Raw genomic sequence first — 23,611 nt, 5'->3', positions numbered from 1 at the left:
CTACAGGGGTACGCGATCGAGAGTAGGAGCTGCCGAAGGCTGCGATCTTTTGGCGGCGTCAATCACGCCGTGCATGGTAGAGGCTGACATGTCTGAATTCTTCGGGCTCGGCCAGATCGGGGAGGGTCATCGCCTCCAGCATCTCGATCCGTTCATACAACGGATGCCGAAAATCCCGCACCCGTGAATCCGCCACCAGCGCCTCGCGTCCGCGACTGAGAAACGCGTCGAGCAGCGGCAAGTTCGCCCGGTCGTACAACACGTCGGCGACCAGGATCAGATCGAAGCGATCGGCCTCGGCAAAGAAGTCCGTCGAGTAGCTCATCTGCACAGCATTGAGCTCGGCATTTGCCCGGCAAGCGGCGATCGCCAACGGATCGAGATCGCAGGCCACCACTTCCAGCGCCCCGGCCTTCACCGCCGCGATACCGGCAATCCCGGAGCCGGCGCCGAAATCCAGCACGCGCTTGCCGCGCACCCACTCTGGAAACTGTGCCAGATAACGCGCCACGGCCAAGCCGCTGGCCCAGCAAAAACTCCAATAGGGCGGTTCATGCAGGATGCGCCGGGTTTCTTCCTGGCTGAATTCGCGGGCCATGTTGTCACCGTCGATCAGCCACAGCTGCAAATCAGTGCCCGGCAACGCACAGGCTTTCAGTCTGGCGTCGCCGAGCAATTCCCCCAAGGCCTGTTGCAGGTCGAGCGGTGCTGTCATGGCGCTTTGACGAATTGCAGCTGGCCCAACGCCTGAGTGGTCGGTTGGGTGATGGTCTGCGACGGCAGGTGCAGGATCAATTGCCCGGACTGGCTGGCGCGACCGCGCAGCTCAACCCGCGCGCCGGCCGGAAATGCCTCGGGGTTGAACCGCAGGTGAAACGGCAGGATCTGGTTGTTGCCGATCAGGCTGGAACTGGCGAGCAGTTGCTGTGGGCGGTCCTTTTCATCGATCACCAGCAGCGCCAGTTCGACTTCGGCGCCGGCCGGCACCCCTTGCAGGCTGCCGCTCAATTCGCGCTGATGCGCTGGCAGCGGGCCGAGTTCGGCGGCCTCTTTGGCTTTTTTCTGCGCCTGCTGCGGCGCGGGGCCTGGGGTCGGCGGTTGCGGCTTGGGTGCGTCGCTGCCACAGGCCACCAGCAGGCTGAAAAGACTGAGCAGAACGAGCGGACGTAACGGCATTGGAGGCTCCGGCAGAATGAATTCCATGGATCAGACGATCATGCCGTTCTGTATACCGCAAAGCCTATGGCTTGTCTTGCCACGGGGATGCGCTACCATGGCCCTCCCATTTTTTGTTGCCAGCCACCATGCACTGTCCCTTCTGCGGTGCCAACGACACCAAGGTCATCGACTCGCGTCTGGTCGCCGAGGGCGAACAGGTGCGCCGCCGGCGTGAATGCCTGGCCTGCGGCGAACGTTTCACGACGTTCGAGACGGCCGAACTGGTGTTGCCGCGCCTGATCAAAACCGACGGCAGCCGCCAACCGTTCGACGAAGAAAAACTCCGCGCCGGCATGCAGCGCGCGCTGGAGAAACGTCCGGTCAGCGTCGAGCGCCTCGAATCCTCTCTGGTCCACATCAAGCACAAGCTGCGCGCCACCGGCGAGCGCGAGGTCAAATCCCTCGTGGTCGGCGAACTGGTGATGGCCGAGCTGCAAAAGCTTGATGAAGTCGCCTATATCCGTTTTGCCTCGGTGTACAAGCGCTTCCAGGACCTCAATGAATTCCGCGAAGAGATCGACCGCCTCGCCCGCGAACCGGTGAAAGAATGACCACCGCCGCCGAGCAGGCGATCCTCGACGCCCATTTCATGGCCCGCGCGCTGGAACTGGCGCGCAAGGGCCACTACACCACCCATCCCAATCCGCGAGTCGGTTGCGTGGTGGTGCGTGACGGGCAGATTGTCGGCGAAGGCTGGCATGAGCGCGCCGGCGAACCCCATGCCGAAGTCCACGCCCTGCGCGCCGCTGGCGAGCAGGCCGGGGGCGCGACGGCGTATGTGACCCTCGAACCTTGCAGCCACCATGGCCGCACACCGCCGTGTGCCGATGCCTTGGTGACTGCTGGCGTTGCCCGGGTCGTGGCGGCGATGCGTGATCCCAATCCACAAGTCGCCGGGCGCGGTTTGCAGCGCCTGACCGAGGCCGGTATCGCCACGGAAAGTGGTGTGCTGGAAGCTGAGGCGCGCAAGCTCAATCAAGGTTTTCTGAAACGCATGGAACATGGCTTGCCGTTCGTGCGGGTCAAGTTGGCCATGAGCCTCGACGGTCGCACAGCGATGGAAAGCGGCGAGAGCCAATGGATCACCGGCCCGGCGGCGCGTTCGGCGGTGCAGCGTTTGCGCGCTGAGGCGGCGGTAGTGCTGACCGGCGCCGACACGGTGCTGGCCGACGGCGCTCGGTTGACCGTGCGCGCGGACGAACTCGGTCTCGACAGCGAGCAAACTGCGCTGGCCATGAGCCGCCCGCCATTGCGCGTATTGATCGATGGCCGCCTGCGAGTGCCGCTGGATGCGCCATTCTTCAAGGCCGGGCCGGCGCTGGTCGCCACCTGTGTCGCGGTCGAGGAGCAATACGCCAATGGCCCGGAATGCCTGATCGTGCCGGGTGCCGACGGCCAGGTCGATCTGCATCAATTGCTTATCGAACTGGCCAATCGAGGCACCAACGAGGTGCTGGTCGAGGCCGGACCGCGTCTGGCCGGTGCTTTTGCGCAACTGGGTCTGGTCGACGAATTCGTGATCTTCATTGCCGGCAAATTCCTCGGCTCCACGGCGCGTCCGCTGCTCGACTGGCCGCTGGCGCAGATGAAAGATGCGCCGGAGCTGAAAATCACTGAAATCCGCGCGGTGGGCGATGACTGGCGAGTCACTGCGATCCCTGTCCCTTCAGCCCGCGTATAATTCCCGGCCATCGCGTTAGCGCTGGCCTCGTTCTCAAGGAGAACCCCATGTTCACCGGCATCATCGAATCCATCGGCAGTATCCGCGCACTGACCCCAAAGGGCGGTGATGTGCGGGTGCACGTCGCAACCGGCAAGCTCGATCTGAGCGACGTCAAACTCGGCGACAGCATCGCGGTCAACGGCGTTTGCCTGACCGCCGTCGAGTTGCCGGGCGACGGCTTTGCCGCCGACGTCAGCCGCGAAACCCTTGATTGCACCGCCATGAATGACCTGAAAAGCGGCAGCCCGGTCAATCTGGAAAAAGCCCTGACCCCGACCACTCGCCTCGGCGGGCATCTGGTCAGCGGTCACGTCGATGGTGTCGGTGAAGTGGTCTCGCGCAGCGACAATGCCCGCGCCGTTGAATTTCGCATCCGCGCGCCGAAGGAACTGGCCAAGTACATCGCCCATAAAGGCTCGATCACCGTCGACGGCACCAGCCTGACCGTGAACGAAGTCGATGGCGCCGAATTCATGCTGACGATCATTCCGCACACCCTCAGCGAAACCATCATGGCTTCTTACAAGCCGGGCCGCCGGGTGAATCTGGAAGTCGACCTGCTGGCGCGTTATCTGGAGCGTCTGCTGCTGGGTGACAAGGCTGCGGAAAAGACCGCCGGCAGCACCATCACCGAAAGCTTTCTGGCCCAAAACGGCTACCTCAAATAATTCAAAAGAAGGGGGTGCCTTGTGGCGCTCAATAGCATCGAAGAACTGGTTGAAGACATCCGCCAAGGCAAGATGGTCATCCTCATGGATGACGAAGACCGCGAGAACGAAGGCGACCTGATCATGGCCGCCGAATGCTGCCAGGCCGAACACATCAACTTCATGGCCAAGCACGCCCGTGGCCTGATCTGCATGCCGATGAGCCGCGAACGCTGCGAACTGTTGAAGCTGCCGCTGATGGCGCCGCGCAACGGTTCCGGTTTCGGCACCAAGTTCACCGTCTCGATCGAAGCCGCCGAAGGCGTGACCACCGGCATCTCCGCCGCCGATCGCGCGCGCACCGTGCAAGCGGCAGCCGCCAAAGACGCCAAGGCTGAAGACATCGTCAGCCCGGGCCACATTTTCCCGCTGATGGCCCAGGCCGGCGGCACCCTCGCTCGCGCCGGCCACACCGAAGCCGCTTGCGACCTGGCGCGCATGGCCGGTTTCGAGCCGAGCGGGGTGATCTGCGAAGTGATGAACGACGACGGCACCATGTCCCGTCGCGCTGAACTCGAAGCATTCGCCGCCGAACACAACATCAAGATCGGCACCATCGCCGACCTGATTCACTACCGGATGATCCACGAACGTACCGTTCAGCGGATTGCCGAGCAGCCGCTGGACAGCGAACTGGGCCAATTCAACCTGGTGACCTATCGTGATTCGGTGGAAGGCGACGTGCACATGGCCCTGACGCTGGGCACTGTCTGCGCTGAGGAGCCGACGCTGGTTCGCGTGCACAACATGGATCCGCTGCGCGACCTGCTGATGGTCAAGCAACCGGGCCGCTGGAGCCTGCGCGCCGCCATGGCTGCGGTCGCCGAGGCCGGCAGCGGTGTGGTGCTGCTGCTCGGTCACCCGCTTGATGGTGACGTGCTGCTGGCGCATATCCGTGAAACCGGCGAGCAGGCAGCGCCGAAAAAACCGACCACCTACAGCATTGTCGGTGCCGGTTCGCAGATCCTGCGTGACCTCGGCGTGCGCAAAATGCGCTTGATGTCGGCACCAATGAAGTTCAATGCGATATCCGGTTTCGATCTGGAAGTTGTAGAATACGTGCCCTCCGAATAATGACCGGCTGTTTCCGGACTCCGATTCGCGGCAAATAATCACTGAGGGGCGCGTAGCAGACGCGTCCCGGCTCTTTAAGAGAACTGACGAATGACCCTGAAGACCATCGAAGGTACCTTCATCGCCCCTAAAGGCCGCTACGCTCTGGTAGTGGGCCGCTTCAACAGCTTCGTGGTTGAAAGCCTGGTCAGCGGTGCCGTTGATGCCCTGGTTCGCCACGGCGTGAGCGAAAGCGACATCACCATCATCCGCGCGCCGGGCGCCTTCGAAATCCCGCTGGTTGCGCAGAAAGTCGCCCAGAAAGGCGAGTTCGCAGCGATCATCGCCCTTGGCGCGGTCATTCGTGGCGGTACTCCGCACTTCGAATACGTGGCTGGCGAGTGCACCAAAGGCCTGGCCCAAGTCTCCATGGAGTTCGGCGTACCGGTTGCGTTCGGTGTGCTGACCGTTGATTCCATCGAACAAGCCATCGAACGTTCCGGCACCAAGGCCGGTAACAAAGGTGCCGAAGCTGCCCTGTCCGCTCTGGAAATGGTCAGCCTGCTGGCGCAGTTGGAGGCCAAGTGATTAGCGACGAAAGCGATCGTTTCAACCCGCGCGATCCGAAACCTGCGGATGCCGGCAAGCCATCGAAAAGCGCCAAGCGTCGCGAAGCCCGTCAGCTCGCGACTCAAGCGCTGTACCAGTGGCACATGGCCCGGCAATCGCTGAACGAGATCGAAGCGCAGTTTCGCGTTGATAACGATTTCACCGATGTTGACGGTGCCTACTTCCGTGAAATCCTTCACGGGGTTCCGCAGTTCAAGACCGAAATCGACACCGCCCTGACGCCGTGCCTGGATCTGGCGATCGAAGAGCTGGACCCGGTTGAACTGGCGGTTCTGCGCCTGTCGACCTGGGAGCTGCTCAAGCGCGTCGACGTGCCATACCGCGTTGTGATCAACGAAGGTATCGAGTTGGCCAAAGTGTTCGGTTCGACCGACGGCCACAAGTTCGTCAACGGCGTGCTCGACAAGCTGGCCCCGCGCCTGCGTGAAGCTGAAGTGAAGGCGTTCAAGCGCTGATCGGCGCTTGAATACTTTTTCTCAGCCATGGGCGAGTTTGAGCTGATCCGCAATTTCTTCGCCGCCGCGCCTTGTGCGCAGGGCGGCGAAGGCGTTGCTCTGGGGATCGGCGACGACTGCGCCTTGCTGGCGGTTCCCGCTGGGGAACAGTTGGCGGTTTCCACCGATACGCTGGTGGCCGGTGTGCATTTCGCCGACCCCTGCGATCCGTTTCTGCTCGGTCAGCGCTCGCTGGCCGTCGCGGTCAGTGACCTGGCCGCCATGGGCGCTGCGCCCGTTGCCTTTACCCTTGCCCTGACCTTACCGACGGTGACTGCCGATTGGCTGCAAGCCTATGCCCGGGGTTTGAACCGCATGGCGCAAAGCTGCGGCGTCGCGCTGGTTGGCGGCGACACCACGCGCGGGCCGTTGAGCCTGACGGTCACCGTGTTCGGCCGCGTACCCGCTGGCCAGGCCTTGACCCGCAGCGGTGCGCGGCCCGGTGATCTGCTCTGCGTCGGCGGCGAACTGGGCAATGCGGCCGGCGCCTTGCCGCTGGTATTGGCTCAACGTGATGCCGAAGCGCATATCGCCCAGCCGCTGCTCGATCATTACTGGTCGCCACAGCCGCAACTGGCGCTCGGTCAGGCCCTGCGCGGCAAGGCCACGGCGGCACTGGACATCTCCGACGGCCTGCTCGCCGATTGCGGGCACATCGCGCTGGCGTCGAAGGTGCGACTTGAGATTGAACGCGAGCGTGTACCGTTGTCGGATGCTTTAGTCGCGTTTCTCGGCCAGCGCGGTGCCGAGCGCGCGGCATTGAGCGGTGGTGATGACTACATACTGGCCTTCACCTTGCCGTCCGCCGAGTTGCCGGCACTGCTGGCCGACGGCTGGCCGATCCATGTGATCGGGCGAGTGCTGCCGGGCCAGGGCGTGGTGCTGCTGGACCGCGACCGACGCGACATCACTCCGCAGATTCGCGGCTACCAACATTTTCAGGAGACACCGTGACAGATCACCCGAAACAGGTTCCTGCCGAATTCGTGCCTCCTTCGGTCTGGCGCAATCCGTGGCATTTCCTCGCGTTCGGCTTCGGCTCCGGCACGTTGCCAAAAGCCCCGGGCACGTGGGGCTCGCTGGTGGCGCTGCCGTTCATTCCGCTGTGGCAGATGCTGCCCGACTGGGGCTACTGGCTGATGCTCGGCATCACCATGCTGTTCGGCTTCTGGCTGTGCGGCAAAGTCGCTGACGATTTGCGCGTGCACGACCACGAAGGCATCGTCTGGGACGAAATGGTCGGCATGTGGATCACCCTGTGGTTGGTGCCGGAAGGCTGGTACTGGTTGCTCGCGGGTTTTCTGGTGTTCCGCTTCTTCGATATTCTCAAGCCGTGGCCGATCCGCTGGATTGACAAGCATGTGCATGGCGGCGTCGGCATCATGCTCGACGACGTGCTGGCCGGTGTGTTCGCCTGGCTGGCGATGCAAGGGCTGGTATGGATATTCGCCTGATTCGACTCACGTGAGGAACCACGCAATGCTGCGACGTGGGTTGGCGCTGCTGCTTCTGGCTCTGCTGGGTACGTTCGCCCACGCGCAGGCCGCCGCGCCTTTGCCTGCGGTGATCCATCTGGCCAGCGAAGACTGGGAGGATTACACCGCCGCTGACGGCCATGGTCTGGCCTGGGACGTGTTGCGCAAAGTGTTCGAGCCGGCCGGGGTCAAGCTGGATATTCGCACGGTGCCGTACACCCGTTCGATCGGGCTGGTGCAGTTGAAGGAGGTCGACGCACTGGTCGGCTCCTACCGCGACGAAGCCACGCAGGTGCTGTACCCGCAGTGGAAGTTCGATTCCGATCACATCTACGCGCTGGGCCTGGCGAGCAGCCCGCCGCCGACCCTGGCCACCCTGGGCAGATACCGTTTGGCCTGGGTGCGCGGCTACCGTTACGAAAACTACTTGCCGAACATTCAGCGCTTCAACCAGATCGAACGGCGCACCGGCATCCTGCTGATGCTCAAGCAGGGGCGGGCGGATTACTACATTGACGCGCTGACCGAAATTGAAGCGGTCGTGCGCGATGCTGCAGATCCAGCGCAGTACCGCTATTCGCATCTGGCTGAGTTGCCGCTGTTTCTCGGTTTCGCCGATACCCCACAGGCTCGCGTGTTAATGGCGCTGTATGACCGGCGCATGGCGGAACTGGTCAAGAGCGGAGAGTTGAAGCCGGTCTTCGAAAAGTGGCAGCAGCCGTATCCGTTCAACCCGAACTGAAGCCGACTCAAATCTCTGTAGGAGCTGCGGCACGCTGCGACTTTTGATCTTGATATCAAGCCAGATCAAAAGATCGCAGCCTCGTTGCACTCGACAGCTCCTACAGGGAGCGGCGGTGCTGGCGGCAGCTGTCATCAAACTTTTTGATGTTTATGCCCGATAATTCAGCCTAAGCGTCTACAGGAACCTGCTGTTACAATGCCGGCCTGCGAATTTTCAGTCTTCTAGATCAGGAGCACATCGGTGCCTGTCGTCTTCGTCGCCGCTTCCAAGCTGCCAACGCCTTTTGCGCAATTCACCATGCACGGCTTTCTCGATGAGAGCACCGGGCGTGAGCACGTCGTGCTGAGCCTCGGTGAAATTGCCGATGGCGCCCCGGTACTCGGTCGCCTGCATTCCGAATGCCTGACCGGCGATGCCTTGTTCAGCCAGCGTTGCGACTGCGGCTCGCAACTGGAAGCCGCGCTGCAGGCGATCGCCCGCGAAGGTCGTGGCGTGCTGCTGTATCTGCGTCAGGAAGGGCGTGGCATCGGTCTGCTGAACAAGATCCGTGCCTACGAGTTGCAGGACGGCGGCGCTGACACCGTGGAAGCCAACGAGCGTCTGGGCTTTGCTGCCGATCAGCGCGACTACGCCATGTGCCTGCCGATGCTCGAACACCTGGGCGTGAAATCCCTGCGTCTGATGACCAACAACCCGCGCAAGGTCAAAGCGCTGACCGACATGGGCATCGTCGTCGCCGAACGCGTGCCGCTGCACACCGGGCACAATCCGCACAACAAACTCTACCTGGCGACCAAGGCCAGCAAGCTCGACCACATGATGGGCAACGAGCATCAGGGCGAGGCCGACCGCGCGTGACCCGCGGCCAGGTGCGGCGGCGGTTGGCGGTGGCCTGGTGGCAATACCTGGCGCTGGCGCTGTTGCCGCTGTTCGTGCTCAACGCGCTGTTCGGTGAAGGCCAGGGCCTGTTGCCAGTGCTGGCAATGCCCTTGTTCATCGCCGGCGTCGCCTCGATGTTTGTCAGCCTGAAGTATTTCGCCCGCTACAAACACGCGTTGATCGCCACGCAAAAAGCCCTCGATACCGCCGAAGAACCCGCCGCCTGGATTGCCCTTGCGGCGCGTCGGCGTACGGCGTTGCTGGTAGCGTCCTTGCCGGCCTGGATTGGCGCACTGGCGGTGTTCGTCGGCCTCGAAGCCGTGCCGTTGATGCTGCTGGCGCTGTCCACCGCCGTGCTGTTCTACCTCTACCGTATTCCGCGTCAACTCGGTTGATGCATCGCCTGTGGCTGGCGGTTGTGCTGCTCGCCCTGAGCAGTCAGGTTCCGGCCGCATTGCGGGTGGTCAGCCTCGCGCCGTCGCTTTCCGAAATCGTCGTTGAACTGGACTCTGCCGACCTGTTGGTCGGCGTGCTGGATGCGGGCGAGCGGCCGCCGGCAATTGCCGATGTTGCGTCTGTGGGGCGCTACGGTCAGCTCGACATGGAGCGCTTGCTCAGCCTGAAACCGGATTTGCTGCTGCTCTGGCCCGGCAGCGTCGGCGCGGGGCAGCGTGATCAGCTCAAGCGTCTGAACATTCCGACCTTCGTCGCCGAGCCGCACACGTTGACGCAACTGGCGACGCAAATTGAAGCGATCAGCAAACAGCTGGGGCGTCCTGAACGTGGGGCGAAACGAGCGGCCGAATTGCGCGAGCAGCTGAATGATCTGCGCCAGCGTTATCGTCGTGATGTGCCGCTGCGGGTGTTTTATCAGGTCTGGGACAAGCCGCTGTACACCATCGGTGGCGGGCAGATCATCAGCGATGCGCTTGAGGTGTGCGGCGCGCGCAATATTTTCGCCGAGCTGAATCTGCCGGCACCACAAGTGAGTATCGAGGCGGTATTGCAGCGTGATCCCGAGGTGATTGTCGCCGGTGATCAGGCCCAGCTAGGGGCGTGGAAGGCCTGGCCGCAGGTGGCGGCGGTCAGGCTGGGGAGACTGCTATTGGTCACTGACAAAGGCCTTGAGCGACCGAGCGGGCAGATGATCAGCGCCACCGCCAAGCTTTGCCAATCGATCGCGCCGGACATGTAGGAGCTGCCGAAGGCTGCGATCTTTTGACTTTGTTTTTGGCGGTATCGGAGCCGCCGAAGATCAAGATCAAAAGAACGCAGCCTTCGGCAGCTCCTACATTGGATCTCAGCGAGTTTCCGGGGTCCACGTCACCCCGAACATCCACGCCCGACCTTCCTCACGATAGCCATACTGCGCACCTTCATAGCTGTAGTTCGCCCGGCTGTAACCCTTGTCCAGCAGGTTATCCACCTTCAGATCCAGCTTGATCTCACGAGTAAGCGCCCAACTGCTGCGCAGCCCGAGCGTGCCGTAGCCGCCCAGCGACTGGGTGTTGTTCAAGTCGTCGTAACTGCCACTGACCAATTGCCAACTGGCGCCCACACCCAAGCGATCGAACTGCCGATCCAGATCCCAACTGGCCGTGCGCCGCGCCCGTCGGGCCAGCGTATGCCCGGTATCGCGATCTCGCGGGTCAATGATCGCCACGCCGAGATTGCTCTGCCAGCCAAACAGCTCCTGCTTCAGCGCCGCTTCAAAACCGTTGATGCGCGCTGATGCAACGTTCTGCGGGCGTGAGTTGCTACCGAAGATGATAGCGTCCTGCAGATCGGTGCGGTAAATCGAGGCCTCCAGCCGCGCGCTGTCGCTCAATTGGCTGCGCCATTGCAGTTCGTAGCTTTTTGAGGTTTCCGGTTTCAGGTCGGGATTGCTGAAATCCGGGTAGTACAGGTCGTTGAAGGTCGGCGCGCGGAAACCTTCGCTGTAGCTCAGCAGCACGTCGTTATCCGGATTGAGCGGCAGGGTGAAAGTGCCGCTCCAAGTGTTCTGGCTGCCGAACTGCTGGTTGTCGTCGTGGCGCACGCCGATCTCGGTGGAGAAACTGTCCGCCTGATAACGGTGCTGGATGAAGGCTGCGCGATTCCAGCGGCTGTCCTCGTCGAACGCAGTGCTGCTGTTGATCCGGTCTTCGTACCAGTCGCCACCGAGGATCAGGCTGTTGCGCGGGTCGAGCGTCAGGTCGTTCTGCCAGTTCACCGAGTCGCGATAGGTGTTGAACACCGTGCGCTCGTCGCTGAGCTTGTCGAAGGTCTTTTCGCGGTTTTCGCTGTGGCCGAATTCGATGCGGGTTTTCCAGGTTTCGTTGACCCGCGCATCGACATAACTGCTGATGCTGCTGACATTGAAGTCGCTGTAGGGCTGCTGTTGCACCGACTCGAAAGTGTCCATGTCGAAGCGGCCGAACGGATTGTCGAATTCGCTCCTGCCACGGTTATCCAGCAGATTGGCGCCGACTTCGATGTCCTCGGTCAACGCGTGGCTGAGGCTCAGGCTCAGGGATTTGTTGCGGTAGGCGTCATGGTCGCTGTCGCTTGGATACGACTCGTGGGTACGGTCGAGCCCGGCCGTTTCGTCGAGGCTGGCGCCGAGGTTGAAGCGGGTTTTCTCGTCGCCGCCGGACAAGCCGAGGCTGCGTTCCCATGTCTGCTGACTGCCAAAGCCCAGATGCAGGCGTGGCTGCAAGTCTTGCCCAGTGCCACGTCGTGTGAAGATCTGGATCACCCCGCCAATCGCGTCGCTGCCGTAAATCACCGAGCGTGAACCACGCAGCACTTCGACGCGCTCGATCTGCTCGATGTTCAGATGTTGCAGATTGCTGTCGCCGGAAGTCGAATTGCCGATGCGCTGGCCATCGACCAGCACCAGGCTCTGCGCCGATTGCGTGCCGCGAATGTAGATCCCCGGCAGACTGCCGCGCCCGCCAGTCTGCGCCACTTGCACGCCGGGCACGCGACGCAGCAGATCGGGCACGTCGCTGGGTTGCAGGCGATCAATGTCTTCGCGGGTGAACACGGTGTTGGCGGCGCTGCTGTCGTTGCGCGCCTCGACCTGACGATTGGCGCTGATCAGCGTGTCCGGCAGCTTCAGCGCCTGATCGCGCTCGAAGGTGTCGGCGACGGCACTGACGGTTGGCAGCAGGAGGAAGGGCAGGGCGAGGCGGGAGAGGTTCATGGCAATCTATGGTCTTTGCAAAACCATGTAGGAGCTGCCGAAGGCTGCGATCTTTTGATTTTGCTTTTTAAAGGTTCCGGAGCTGCCGAAGAGCAAGATCAAAAGATCGCAGCCTTCGGCAGCTCCTACAAGGGATTGCGTCAGCTGTTGAGCAAATCCAGCCGCTGGCGAATCGACGCTTCGATCCCGGCCTCATCCAGCCCGCACTCGGCGAGCATCTGCGCCGGTTTCGCATGCTCGACGTAAATGTCCGGCAAGCCCAGATGCAGCATCGACTTGAGAATGTTCTCGCGGGCGAGGAATTCGCTGACCGCGCCGCCGGCGCCGCCCATGATTGCGTTCTCTTCGATAGTCACCAGCAACTCGTGGATAGCGGCGATCTCGCGCACCAGCGCTTCATCCAGCGGTTTGACGAAACGCATGTCGACCACGGTGGCGTCGAGCTTCTCGGCAACTTTCAAGGCTTCGCTCAGTTGCACGCCGAACACCAGCATGGCGACCTTGCTGCCCTGACGACGGACGATGCCCTTGCCGATTTCGATCGCTTCGAGATCTTTTTCGATGACTGCATTCGGGCCGCTGCCGCGTGGGTAACGCACTGCCGCCGGGCCGTTGTAGAGGTGGCCGGTGGTGAGCATTTTGCGCAATTCGTTTTCATCGCTCGGGGTCATGATGAGCATGCCCGGGATGCAGCGCAGGTAGGACAGGTCATAGCTGCCAGCGTGGGTCGGGCCGTCTTCGCCAACCAGACCGGCGCGGTCAATGGCGAACAGCACGTCGAGGTTCTGCACCGCGACGTCGTGTACCAGTTGGTCGTAACCGCGTTGCAGGAATGTCGAATAGATCGCCACCACCGGTTTCGCGCCTTCGCAGGCCATGCCGGCGGCGAAAGTGACCGCGTGCTGCTCGGCAATCGCCACGTCGAAATAACGCTCCGGGAAACGCTCGCTGAACGCCACCAGATCCGAGCCTTCCTTCATCGCCGGGGTGATCCCGACCAGACGCGCGTCAGCCGCCGCCATGTCGCACAGCCACTCGCCGAACACCGCCGAATACTTCGGCCCGCTGGCGGCTTTAGGCGCGGCGGCCGGGGCGTCCAGTGGTTCGAGTTTGGTGATGGCGTGGTAGCCGATCGGGTCGACTTCCGCCGGGGCGAAGCCTTTGCCTTTCTTGGTGACGATGTGCAGGAACTGCGGGCCTTTGAGATCGCGCATGTTGCGCAGGGTGGCGATCAAGGTGGGCAGGTCGTGGCCGTCGATCGGGCCGATGTAGTTCCAGCCCAGCTCTTCGAACAGGGTGCCGGGGACCAGCATGCCCTTGGCATATTCTTCGGTACGACGGGCGATTTCCCAGGCGCCGGGCAGGCGCGAAAGGACTTTCTTGCTGCCCTCGCGCATGCTCGCGTAGGTGCGGCTGGAAAGGATCTTCGCCAGATAGTTCGACAACCCGCCGACGTTGCGCGAGATCGACATATCGTTGTCGTTGAGAATCACCAGCATGTTGGCGTTGACTTCAGGCGCATGGTTGAGCGCCTCGAAAGCCATGCCGGCGGTCAGCGCGCCGTCGCCGATCACGGCGATGGCCTTGCGATCGCTGTCCTGCAGGCGGGCAGCAATGGCCATGCCCAGCGCGGCGCTGATCGAAGTGCTGGAGTGGCCGACGCCGAAGGTGTCGTACTCGCTCTCGGAGCGGCGCGGGAATGCGGCAATGCCGTCCTTCTGACGCAGGCTGGCCATGCGCTCGCGGCGACCGGTGAGGATCTTGTGCGGATACGCCTGATGCCCGACGTCCCACAGCAGACGGTCGTCCGGGGTGTCGAAGACGTAATGCAGCGCGATGGTCAGCTCGATCACGCCCAGGCCGGCACCGAAATGCCCACCGGTCTGGCCGACCGTGTAGAGCAATTCCAGGCGCAACTCATCGGCCAGGGTTTCCAGCTCGGCTTCGCCTAACCGGCGCAGGCCGTCCGGCGTGTTCGCGCGGTCGAGCAGGGGCGTGGTCGGGCGCTTGCGGGGAATCTCATGAAACGTCGTGGGCATCAGGCGAATCGTTATAGGTATAAAAGATGCGGCAGTTTACCTGATGCATCGGCCCCTGCCCACGCGTTGGTCTTTTTTGGCCGATACGCCGTCAGTTGCGCCGCTCGACGATATACCGGGCCAGCTCGCGCAGCGGCTCGGCGGCCGCGTCAAACGGTCGCAGCGCTTGCAGGGCCTGATCGCGCAGTTCCAGAGCGTAGGCCTTGGCAGCGTCGAGGCCGAGCAGGGCCGGGTAGGTCGGTTTGTCCCGGGCAATGTCGGCGCCCTGACGTTTGCCGAGGGTAGCGGTATCGCTTTCCACGTCGAGGATGTCGTCCTGCACCTGAAAGGCCAGGCCGATGGCCTGTGCATAAGTCTGCAATGCCTGCAGCTGATCAGGCTGGGCGCGGCCGCTGGCCAGGGCACCAAGCTTGACGCTGACTTCAATCAGCGCGCCGGTCTTGTGTCGGTGCATCTGTTCCAGGGCTGTTTGATCGAGCTTGAGACCGACCGAACCCAGATCGATGGCCTGGCCACCGACCATGCCCGCCGGACCGGCTGCGTGCGCCAGCGCCGTGACCATCTGCAGACGGATTTCGCTGCTGCAATCGCTCAGGCGCGGGTCGAGCAGGGCGCTGAAGGCCAGGCTCTGCAAGCCGTCACCGGCGAGGATCGCGCAGGCTTCGTCGAATTTCTTGTGGGTCGTCGGCTGGCCGCGACGCAGATCGTCGTCGTCCATCGCCGGCAAATCGTCATGCACCAGCGAGTAGGCGTGGATCAACTCGACCGCACAGGCCGCGCCGCTGGCCTGTTCAGCCTTTCCGCCGAGGGCTTCGCACGCCGCGTAAGCCAGCAGCGGGCGCACGCGCTTGCCGCCGTTCATCACGCTGTAGCGCATCGCTTCGTAGAGCCGCGCCAGTTCCGGCAGCGGCGCGTTGAACAGCGTTTCCAGCGCCGCGTTGACCCGGGCCTGACTACTCGCCGAATACGCCGCGATCATTCTGGCTCATCCGCGTCGAAGGGTTCCTCGGCGAGTTCGCCATCGCGCTCCAGCAGCACCTGCACTTTCTGCTCGGCCTGGGCCAGCGCCGCCTGGCAGTCACGGGTCAGACCGATGCCCTGCTCGAAAGCGGTCAGCGAGTCTTCCAGCGACAATTCACCGTTCTCCAGACGCTCGACCAGTGTTTGCAGGTCGGCGAGGGATTGTTCGAAATCCAGTGCAGCTTTTTTGCGGGCCATGGCGGCAATTTCCGGTAGACGTTAAACCGGCGCGACACTAGCAGATAGGGGGTATGGGCAAATGAGGCGCCCCGCCCAAAGCCGCGCACATGACCCCTGTGGCGAGGGGATTTATCCCCGCTGGGTTGCGTAGCAACCCTAAAACCAGACAACCGATACTCTCAGGAAAATCGAAGTCGCCGGTTTTACGACTGCCGCGCAGCCGAGCGGGGATAAATCCCCTCGTCACAAAGTTAATGTGAAGTTTCGGGGCTGAGGCTTATTCGGCTCATTTTGTGAGCCGAATAACTTCGCTATTCGGCTCACGCCCTCTCGAAAGCGAGATTCCTACAGCAATCACACATGTATCCGATTGTTAAAAAACTGCCGAATCGCTAATCTTCGCGGCTTCTACGGCCCCGACAGTTGCGGGGCATTCAGACGAAACGCAGTTCACCGCTGTGAAGTACCGAGGATCGGGTGCAAGGTTTCGTTCAAGGCATGGCAGGAGGCGTCACATGCGTTCATTTCTTTTGCTGCTGATCGGCTTCGCCTGCGCGCCTGTGCTGTGGGCCGCGCCGACTGCGCAATTGTCCGAGCCAGTCGGCGGCTGGCGTTATCACGGCTTGCTCGATCGCTCGGAAAATCCGCAGGTCGCCTACCCGACGCCGCCGATCGATCGCGGCATTCAGCGCAATCGCACGATGATCCAGGGCCAGCTCAAAGCCCTCGGCCACATGCGTCCGCCGCACAGCCTCGCCGTCAACGGCAATCCATTGAATCTGTACACCGATGATCAGGGACGTTTTGCCCGGCCCTACGCATTTGGCGCCGGTTCCAACAGCGTCGAAGTGATCAGCGCCGAGGGCCAGTCGCTCAAGCGCGTGCAATTTTATGAAGCAAATAATCTGCGCACGCCGGCGAAGATTCGTCTTGTCTTGGGATGGGACGACCCGAAAGCCGAGCTGGATCTGCATATTGTCACCCCCGACGGTCAGCATGCCTTTTGGGCACGGCCGGCGCTGAGCAATGGCGGAGGCCTCGACCCGGATGGTGTCGACGGCCCCGGCCCGGAAATGTTCACCATGACCGCGCCGCTGCACGGCACGTATCTGGTCTACGTCAACTATTGGGGCAACTACGGCAATGGTGGCTATAACTTCGAGGAGGCCAGCAATCAGAACGAGGTGATCACCTCGCAGATCACCCTGGTGCTCAACGAAAACACCGTCGACGAAAAACGCGAAACCTTCATCGTGCCCCTGCGGGCGATCGGTGATCTGCTGCTGGTCAAGACTTTCAACTATTAAGCATCCCGCCACGGATGAACTCGGATGTTGTGAACATGAGCGATAACACTGTGACTCCAGCTGCCGCGACACCGGCGGCCAAACCTTCGCGGCGCTGGCCGCTGGTCGTGCTCGGCCTGTGCCTGGTGGCCGGTGTGGCGGGCGGTTTCGGCTGGCTGCTGCTCAAGCCCAAAGCGCCGGCGGCGGCACTGGTCAGTGACAGGCTCGGCCTCGGTCGTCCGGACGCCTTGCTCGAAACCCGTTCGCTGAGCCAGTTGCCCAAGGACCTCCTGACGGTGCCGTTCCTCAAGGCCACGCTTACCGAGGATTTCGTCTTCTATTACGAAACCCACGCCGATCGCCTCGGCCTGATCGGCAGCCTGCGGCGGATCATCTACGAGCATGACCTGAAGTTGCAGGACAGCCTGATCGAGCAGCTTTTCGATCAACCGGCCGATGTTGCGCTGTGGCGTGGCGCCGATGGTCGCCTGAAGGATTTCCTGCTGGTGATGGATCGCGGCGGGCTGGCCAAGCTGCTCGAGCCATTGGCGAAAGTGGCGCTGGATGACACCCAGCTCAGCGTCTTCGGCACTCTCAAAGTCGGCGGCGATGACGTGCCGCTGTATCAACTCAGCTACAACGCCAGCAAATCGCTGCTGTTTGCGTCGCGCGGCGACAAACTGGTGGTGCTGTCCAATCCAGCCAAGTACTACGACCCGGAAAGCGGCGTCTCGGAAGAATCGGGCCGCGTCTCCGCGCAAGCGCTGGCGGCGTTGCTCAACGGTGAAAAACTTTTCCCCGAAGCGTTCGGCTTGCCGGCGAAAAGCCCGGAAACCAAGCAGCGTCTGTCGGTCAATTCCAGCGTGCTCGCCATGGGCTATCAGCGCTTCATCCCGAATTTCGCCGGACTGCGTTTCGACATGGACGACAAGGGCTGGCACAGCTATCTGGCCATGGATGAACTGGAAAACCAGCCGGACTTCGATTTCAAACCGGTCTGGCAGGCGATGCCGTTGGGCGCGAGCGCTTGCGTGACCCTGCCAGTGGCGGCCGAACCGCAGAAGCCGATATTGATCAAGCTCGGCGCCGAAGAAACGGTGGCGCAGACCCTCACCGAACATGTCGCCGGCGCGGCTGGCCTGTGCTGGTACGCCGATTCGCGGCTGTACACGCCATTGCTGGTCGCCAGCCTCAAAGACGAGGACAGCAGCAAGCTTGACGGTGATCTGGGCAAGTTGTTCGGTTCGATGGTCGGCGCGTTCGAAGCCAATGTCGCCGAAAGCGTATTCCCGGTGATCGACAAGCAGGAAGGCCAGAGCCACGTCTGGCAGCGTCAGGTCAGTTCCAGTTTCGGGCCGTACGCGGCGAAGACCGCCGAGAACCCGGAGGCGATTTCCGGCAAGGCGTTCATGAAAGTCAGCCTCGCCCGTCATGGCTCGACGCTGCTGTTTTCCCTCGACGACAAACTCGTCGACAAAGCCCTCGGCACCCTCGACAAGCGCTTCCCGCCGATGGCCGACGTGCTGCCAAAAGACGTATTGATGCCGATCTACTTCGGCCCGGACGCGATGGCGCAACTGATGCAGCGCGAAACCCTCGACAGCCTGCCGCAGGATATGGAGCCGGTGTTCTACAACGCCGCGCAAACCTACCTGATGCCGAAACTGCGCACCCTCGGCGGCTACGGCAAATATGCCCTGACCTTGCCCGAAGGCAGTGAGCCTGACGGCCACTGGCAATGGCTGCCGCTGGAATGGAAGGCGCTGTGAGCGCACTGATCCGCAGCCTCGGCTTGCTTGCTTTGCTGCTGAGCGCAGGCGCCCGTGCGGTTGAAGCGCCAGCGCTCGACCCGGCGCAATCCCAGGTGTTTCGCGCCTGGTTTGTGCGTATTGCTCAAGAGCAATTGAGCCAAGGCCCAAGCCCGCGCTGGTATCAGCAGGACTGCGCCGGCCTGGTGCGCTTTGCCGCCAACGAAGCGCTGAAAGTCCACGACGACAAATGGCTGCGCAGCAATGGTCTGTCCAATCGCTACCTGCCGCCGGAACTGACGCTGAGCAACGAGCAACGCAAGCTCGCGCAACAGTGGCAGCAGGGCGGCGGCAAGGTCGGGCCGTACGTCAACGCGATCAAACTGATTCAGTTCAACAGCCACCTGGTCGGCCGCGATGTGGCGCAGGCGCGGCCCGGTGACCTGATGTTTTTCGATCAGGGCGACGACCAGCACCTGATGATCTGGATGGGCCGCTACATCGCCTATCACACCGGCACCACCACCCCCACTGACAACGGCATGCGTTCGGCAAGCCTGCAGCAACTCATGACATGGAAGGACACCCGATGGATACCCGACGCAGCCAACCCCAACTTCATCGGCGTCTATCGACTGAACTTTCTCTCCCAATGACCGGTGCCCGCATGTTGCGTATCTGTTCGCGAATTTCCTTGCTGTTGGCGTTGTTGCTGCCGTTTTCCTGCGTCAATGCCGAAGACTCGGTGGAGCCGAGCAATTACACGCCGGTGGCCGGTGAGAGTTTCTTCCTGCTCGCCGACAGCAGTTTTGCCAGCGACGAGCCGGCGATGGTCCGCCTCGAAGCCCCGGGTCGTGACTACCGGCGCTTTCGCATGGAACCGTACGGCGGCGCCGACATTCGCGTATACCGCATCGACAAGCCGCTGGATTTCCTCAAGCGCCAGAAGAACCTGCACCGCGTCGTCAGTGACGGCCAGTTCAAGGGCGAAGGTTTGTCCAACACTCTCGCGTATCTGTGGGACAACTGGTATCGCAAATCCCGCCGGGTGATGCAGCGTGCGTTCTCTTACGAGTCACGCAAGCAGGTCACCGAAGAAGTGCCGGAACTGAAAATGGGCGAGGCCATGGTGGCGCCGACGCCGTACGACGCGCAGCCGCAATTCGCGCTGATCCCGGGTCTGCCGGTGGTCAGCCAGTTCCGTTATCCGCTGTGGCAGGCCAAGCCGATTCAGCCGCCGGCCGGGGTCAATCTGGCCGGCTCGTCCAGCGACTTCGTCAGCGTCGCACCGGGCAACGTCTACATTCCGCTGGGTAATCTGAAACCGGGGCTGTATCTGGTCGAAGCGCTGATCGGCAAGTACCGCGCGACCACCATGGTGTTCGTCTCCAACACCGTCGCGGTAAGCAAGATTGCCGGTGATGAATTGCTGGTCTGGGCCGCGCGCAAACACGAAGGCAGCTCGGTGCCGAAGGTCAATGTGCTGTGGACCGATGGCCTCGGCGTGATGAGCAGCGGTGCTACCGATGCCGACGGTCTGCTGCGTCTGAAACACGTCAGCCCGGAGCGTTCGTTCGTCATCGGCGAGGACGAAGAGGGCGGCGTATTCGTCTCGGAAAACTTCTACTACGACAGCGAAATCTACGACACCAAACTGTATGCCTTCACCGATCGGCCGCTGTATCGCCCGGGCGATTGGGTGTCGCTGAAAATCGTCGGGCGCGAGTTCAAGAATGCCCGGGATTCGGTTCTGCCGGGCGCGGCGGATGTCAGTGTCAGCGTGCTCGATGCCACGGGGACCGAACTGCAAACCCTCAATCTGAAGCTTGATTCGAAAGCAGGTACCCAGGGTCGCTTCCAGTTGCCGGATAACGCCGTGGCCGGTGGTTACGAGATCCGTTTCAACTACAAGGATCAGGCCTACAGCAGTGCTTTCCGCGTCGCTGAATACATCAAGCCGCACTTCGAAATCTCGCTGAATCTGGCCAAGCAGGATTACCGCACCGGTGAGCCGGTGAAAGGCAATCTGGTGCTGCTCTATCCGGACGGCAAACCGGTGGCCAACGCCAAATTGAGCCTGAGCCTGCGCGCCCAGCAACTGTCGATGGTCGACAACGAGCTGCAATACCTCGGGCAATTCCCGGTGGAACTAACCAGCACCGAACTGACCACCGACAGCAAAGGCAACGCGACCCTCGATTTGCCGGCAGCCGATAAACCGAGCCGCTACATGCTCACCGTGTTCGCCAGCGATGGCGCGGCGTATCGGGTCAAGACCACCAAGGAAATCCTCATCGACCGTGGCGCGGCGAGCTTCCGCCTGAGCGCGCCGCAACGCTTCAGTGCAGTCGGTGACAAGGTTGCGTTCAGCTACGCCAATGAGGGCGGCACCGAGCAAAGCAAAGCGGTGACCCCAAGCACGTATGGTTGGGTGCGTCTGGAAGACCAGAGCACAGGCGAGGGCAAACTCGCGGCGAATGACAAAGGCTTCAGCATGGCCTTCGAACGCCCGGGCACTTACAACCTGACCTTGAAGGATCAACACGGTCGCGTCCTCGGCGCCACCGGCCATTCGGTCACCGGCGACGGTGTGAAAGCGGTGCCGGGTACCGTGGAAATCGTCCTCGACAAGCCCGAGTACAAGGCGGGCGAAGAAGCGCTGGCGCTGATCACCTTCCCTGAGCCGGTCAGCGATGCACTGCTGTCGCTCGAGCGCGACAAGGTCGAGGCCACTGCGCTGCTGGCCAAGGGCGGCGACTGGCTGAAACTGGAAAAACTCAGCGACACCCAATACCGCGCGCGCATTGCGGTGAAAGACAGCTTCGCGCCGAACCTGACCTTCTCCGTGCTCTACACCAAGGGCGGTCAGTACAGCTTTCAGAACGCCGGGATCAAAGTGGTCGCGCCGCAAATCGACGTGGCGATCAGCACCGACAAAGCGGTGTACCTGCCGGGCGATACGGTCACGGTCGACCTCACCACGCAGTTCGCCGGCAAAGCGGTTCCGGCACACTTGACGGTCAGTGTGGTCGACGAAATGATCTACGCGCTGCAACCGGAAGTCGCGCCGACCATCGATCAGTTCTTCTACCACCCACGGCGCAACAATGTGCGCACCAGTGCCAGCCTGTCGTTCATCAGCTACGACGTGGCATTGCCGGGTAGCCCCGGCGCTCCGGGCAAGGCCAATCGCAGCGAACGCGGCGTGAAGGTGCTTGAGCGTCCGCGCCGTGAAGACGTCGACACTGCTGCGTGGCAGCCGGAGCTGTTGACCGGCGACGACGGCAAAACCCGCTTCACCTTCAAGATGCCGGACTCGCTGACCCGCTGGCGCATCACCGCTCGGGCGATTGCCGATGACGGTCAGGTCGGGCAGAAGAAGCAGTTTGTCCGTTCGGAAAAACCGCTTTACCTGAAGTGGAGCGGGCCGAGCAAATTCCGCAAGGGCGATCAGCCGCAGCTGGGCGTGTTTGCGTTCAGTCAGGCGGAGAAACCGGTCAAGGCTGAACTGGTAACTCACTATGCCGGTACCGAACAACGTCTGCCGGTGACCCTGAACAGCGGCATCAATTACCTGCCACTGCCGGCGTTCGCTTTGGCCTCTGGCGAGTGGACGGCGGAGCTGGTGCAGGACGGCAAAGTCGCCGATGCCCTGGCTGTGCGCTTGAGTGCCACCGGTGAAGGCTGGCAGGTCACCCAGACACAAAGCCTCGATGTGGTCAGCGGCGATACGCCGTTGAGTTTGCCGGCGGATGCCACGGATATCCGCCTGCGTCTGGATGACAGTCCGCAAGCGCTGTTCCGTTCCGCCCTCGATGATCTGCTTGGCTACCCGTACGGCGGCGTCGAGCAGACGGCCAGTCGCTTGCTGCCGCTGAGCATCGCTTATCCATCGCTGGCGTCGAACCCGCAGATTCGCGATCGCTTGCGCCTGATCATGCAGAACAGCCGTCTGCGTCTGGTGCAAATGGCCGGGCCGTCGGCGAGCTTCACCTGGTGGGGCTACGACGGCGAGCCGGATGCATTTCTCACCGCCTATGCCTATTACGCTGACTGGAATGCCAGCCGCGTACTCGAGCTGACCTTGCCGCCGGAGCACTGGCAGCGAGTGCTGGAGGTTTATGCCAAGCAAGCGCCGAATACGCCATTGCTGCAGCGGGCGCTGATTCTGTCGTTCGCCAAACAGATGCAGCTGCCAGTGAACACGCTGCTCATCGGTCTGATCGACGATCTGGTCAAGGCCGGTGAAGGCAGTGCCGAAACCTTGCTCGACGACGGCCAGGACAGTCTGGTGATGAACGACCCGGATTCGGCACTTGGTCTGGCGACGACGCGGGTACTCACTGCATCGTTGGCCACGCAGGCGAAAGTTGCTTTGCCGGAGGCGTTCAATCGGCAACTGGGCGCAGCGCAACAACGTCTGGCCGTCAGCTCGCAGCCCTTCGTTGAAGCACTGAACCTGTCGCTGCAACCGTTCGATCAGGCTCGCGCGACGGCGTTGTTGCAACGTCTGTTGCCGCAGCAATCGACACTGGAACGTGCACTGGCGCTGACCTGGCTGCAACGCAGCATCGCTCAGGCCTCGCCGACCATCGCGCTGATGCCGGGTGAGGGCTGGAAGAAAAACTACGGCGCCAGCGGCGAGATGTACTGGACATGGCAAGGCGCGACGCCTTTGCCGAACGTACTGAGCGTGTCCGGCACGCAAGAGCGGCCGTTGCGTGCAGCTCTGAGCTTTCAGACTCAACAGCCGCAGGTCGATCCGATGGCCGTGAGCGTCACTCGGCGTCTGTCGCGGCTGGTGCCGGGCGACGAGGCGTTCACCTTCAAACTCGAGCCGGTCGGCACTAAACCGTTGTCCAGCGACAGCCTGTACCTGGACGAGGTGATCCTCACCAGCAAGGCACCGAAACCGCTGCGCTACGGCATGCTTGAAGTGCCGCTGCCACCGGGCGCGGATGTCGAGCGCACGACGTGGGGCATCAAGTTGCAGGGCAAGGACGGCACCGAACCGACCGCGCTGGAGAAGGCGCGATTTGAACCGGGTCAGTTGGCTTACGCGGTGCCGGTTGATGCGCTGAGTGGCGAATTGCGCCTGCGCCATCTGGTGCGCTTCTCGCAGAAGGGCCAGTTCAACCTGCCGCCGGTACGCTTCAAGCAGGTGTATGCGCCGCAGCATCAGGCCCAGGAGGCTAAAGCTGCCCTCGGTCAGGTCACGGTCAACTGA

The 23,611-nt window shown here is 62.2% G+C and carries 22 protein-coding genes; 16 read left to right on the top strand and 6 right to left on the bottom strand.

All coding sequences use genetic code 11. The features are described 5' to 3' along the window. Positions 1 to 58: 58 nt before the first annotated feature. Positions 59 to 715 carry a class I SAM-dependent methyltransferase gene (locus FEE99_RS00320; RefSeq protein ID WP_041477688.1) on the bottom strand — a complete coding sequence of 219 codons (657 nt, stop codon included), beginning with the start codon at positions 713 to 715 and terminating at the stop codon, positions 59 to 61. Beyond that, complete coding sequence (locus FEE99_RS00315; protein WP_024014493.1) at positions 712 to 1,176, bottom strand: YbaY family lipoprotein; 465 nt, start codon at positions 1,174 to 1,176, stop codon at positions 712 to 714. The genes FEE99_RS00320 and FEE99_RS00315 overlap by 4 nt, the downstream gene beginning before the upstream one ends. Before the next feature lie 128 nt (positions 1,177 to 1,304). Between FEE99_RS00315 and nrdR the strand changes: the two genes are divergently transcribed. The 12 genes from nrdR (at position 1,305) to FEE99_RS00255 (ending at position 10,119) form a co-directional block, all read left to right on the top strand. Then, positions 1,305 to 1,769, top strand: coding sequence for a transcriptional regulator NrdR (gene nrdR / locus FEE99_RS00310; protein ID WP_007910946.1), 465 nt, complete (start codon positions 1,305 to 1,307; stop codon positions 1,767 to 1,769). Further along, positions 1,766 to 2,899 carry a bifunctional diaminohydroxyphosphoribosylaminopyrimidine deaminase/5-amino-6-(5-phosphoribosylamino)uracil reductase RibD gene (ribD, locus tag FEE99_RS00305; RefSeq protein ID WP_041477689.1) on the top strand — a complete coding sequence of 378 codons (1,134 nt, stop codon included), beginning with the start codon at positions 1,766 to 1,768 and terminating at the stop codon, positions 2,897 to 2,899. Before nrdR ends, ribD begins: the two co-directional genes overlap by 4 nt. 47 nt (positions 2,900 to 2,946) lie before the next feature. Beyond that, positions 2,947 to 3,609, top strand: coding sequence for a riboflavin synthase (locus FEE99_RS00300; protein ID WP_016772981.1), 663 nt, complete (start codon positions 2,947 to 2,949; stop codon positions 3,607 to 3,609). A 21-nt stretch (positions 3,610 to 3,630) separates the two neighbouring features. Further along, complete coding sequence (gene ribBA / locus FEE99_RS00295; RefSeq protein WP_039761895.1) at positions 3,631 to 4,722, top strand: bifunctional 3,4-dihydroxy-2-butanone-4-phosphate synthase/GTP cyclohydrolase II; 1,092 nt, start codon at positions 3,631 to 3,633, stop codon at positions 4,720 to 4,722. 90 nt (positions 4,723 to 4,812) lie between these two features. Beyond that, positions 4,813 to 5,289 carry a 6,7-dimethyl-8-ribityllumazine synthase gene (gene ribH, locus FEE99_RS00290; protein ID WP_003228649.1) on the top strand — a complete coding sequence of 159 codons (477 nt, stop codon included), beginning with the start codon at positions 4,813 to 4,815 and terminating at the stop codon, positions 5,287 to 5,289. Next, complete coding sequence (gene nusB, locus FEE99_RS00285; protein ID WP_024014489.1) at positions 5,286 to 5,786, top strand: transcription antitermination factor NusB; 501 nt, start codon at positions 5,286 to 5,288, stop codon at positions 5,784 to 5,786. The genes ribH and nusB overlap by 4 nt, the downstream gene beginning before the upstream one ends. 27 nt (positions 5,787 to 5,813) lie before the next feature. After that, positions 5,814 to 6,779, top strand: a complete 966-nt coding sequence (gene thiL, locus FEE99_RS00280; protein WP_041477690.1) for a thiamine-phosphate kinase — start codon at positions 5,814 to 5,816, stop codon at positions 6,777 to 6,779. Then, a complete protein-coding gene (locus tag FEE99_RS00275) occupies positions 6,776 to 7,279 on the top strand; it encodes a phosphatidylglycerophosphatase A family protein (RefSeq protein WP_024014487.1) in 504 nt (167 codons plus the stop codon). The genes thiL and FEE99_RS00275 overlap by 4 nt, the downstream gene beginning before the upstream one ends. Before the next feature lie 25 nt (positions 7,280 to 7,304). After that, a complete protein-coding gene (locus FEE99_RS00270) occupies positions 7,305 to 8,042 on the top strand; it encodes a substrate-binding periplasmic protein (RefSeq protein ID WP_041477691.1) in 738 nt (245 codons plus the stop codon). A 243-nt stretch (positions 8,043 to 8,285) separates the two neighbouring features. After that, a complete protein-coding gene (gene ribA, locus FEE99_RS00265) occupies positions 8,286 to 8,903 on the top strand; it encodes a GTP cyclohydrolase II (RefSeq protein ID WP_041477692.1) in 618 nt (205 codons plus the stop codon). Continuing rightward, on the top strand, positions 8,900 to 9,319 hold the full coding sequence (locus FEE99_RS00260; RefSeq protein ID WP_041477693.1) for a hypothetical protein: 420 nt from the start codon (positions 8,900 to 8,902) through the stop codon (positions 9,317 to 9,319). The genes ribA and FEE99_RS00260 overlap by 4 nt, the downstream gene beginning before the upstream one ends. After that, a complete protein-coding gene (locus FEE99_RS00255; RefSeq protein WP_041477695.1) occupies positions 9,319 to 10,119 on the top strand; it encodes a cobalamin-binding protein in 801 nt (266 codons plus the stop codon). Before FEE99_RS00260 ends, FEE99_RS00255 begins: the two co-directional genes overlap by 1 nt. 105 nt (positions 10,120 to 10,224) lie before the next feature. On the opposite strand, the gene FEE99_RS00250 is transcribed toward FEE99_RS00255, so the two are convergent. From FEE99_RS00250 to FEE99_RS00235, 4 genes are all read right to left on the bottom strand, one after another. Next, complete coding sequence (locus FEE99_RS00250) at positions 10,225 to 12,111, bottom strand: TonB-dependent receptor domain-containing protein (protein ID WP_041477696.1); 1,887 nt, start codon at positions 12,109 to 12,111, stop codon at positions 10,225 to 10,227. Between the two features lie 140 nt (positions 12,112 to 12,251). Next, positions 12,252 to 14,150: a 1-deoxy-D-xylulose-5-phosphate synthase gene (gene dxs / locus FEE99_RS00245; protein WP_041477697.1), complete on the bottom strand. Its 1,899-nt coding sequence runs from the start codon at positions 14,148 to 14,150 to the stop codon at positions 12,252 to 12,254. 91 nt (positions 14,151 to 14,241) lie between these two features. After that, entirely contained in the window at positions 14,242 to 15,129 is an 888-nt protein-coding gene (gene ispA / locus FEE99_RS00240; RefSeq protein ID WP_041477698.1) for a (2E,6E)-farnesyl diphosphate synthase, read from the bottom strand. Continuing rightward, entirely contained in the window at positions 15,126 to 15,368 is a 243-nt protein-coding gene (locus FEE99_RS00235; RefSeq protein WP_016772991.1) for an exodeoxyribonuclease VII small subunit, read from the bottom strand. Before FEE99_RS00235 ends, ispA begins: the two co-directional genes overlap by 4 nt. 497 nt (positions 15,369 to 15,865) lie before the next feature. Between FEE99_RS00235 and FEE99_RS00230 the strand changes: the two genes are divergently transcribed. The 4 genes from FEE99_RS00230 to FEE99_RS00215 are packed head-to-tail and all read left to right on the top strand — an operon-like array spanning position 15,866 to position 23,611. Next, on the top strand, positions 15,866 to 16,657 hold the full coding sequence (locus FEE99_RS00230) for a YfaP family protein (RefSeq protein WP_041477700.1): 792 nt from the start codon (positions 15,866 to 15,868) through the stop codon (positions 16,655 to 16,657). A 35-nt stretch (positions 16,658 to 16,692) separates the two neighbouring features. Beyond that, complete coding sequence (locus tag FEE99_RS00225) at positions 16,693 to 18,405, top strand: DUF2138 domain-containing protein (RefSeq protein ID WP_041477851.1); 1,713 nt, start codon at positions 16,693 to 16,695, stop codon at positions 18,403 to 18,405. After that, on the top strand, positions 18,390 to 19,040 hold the full coding sequence (locus FEE99_RS00220) for a DUF1175 domain-containing protein (RefSeq protein WP_041477701.1): 651 nt from the start codon (positions 18,390 to 18,392) through the stop codon (positions 19,038 to 19,040). The genes FEE99_RS00225 and FEE99_RS00220 overlap by 16 nt, the downstream gene beginning before the upstream one ends. After that, positions 19,037 to 23,611 (top strand): alpha-2-macroglobulin family protein, encoded by a 4,575-nt coding sequence (locus FEE99_RS00215; RefSeq protein ID WP_081932418.1) that lies wholly within the window; start codon positions 19,037 to 19,039, stop codon positions 23,609 to 23,611. Before FEE99_RS00220 ends, FEE99_RS00215 begins: the two co-directional genes overlap by 4 nt.

The organism is Pseudomonas sp. ef1 (assembly GCF_007293365.2).
Taxonomy (GTDB): Bacteria; Pseudomonadota; Gammaproteobacteria; order Pseudomonadales; family Pseudomonadaceae; genus Aquipseudomonas; species Aquipseudomonas siliginis.
Note: the sequence above shows the minus strand (reverse complement) of the source record. Positions and strands in the feature narration are given on the sequence as shown.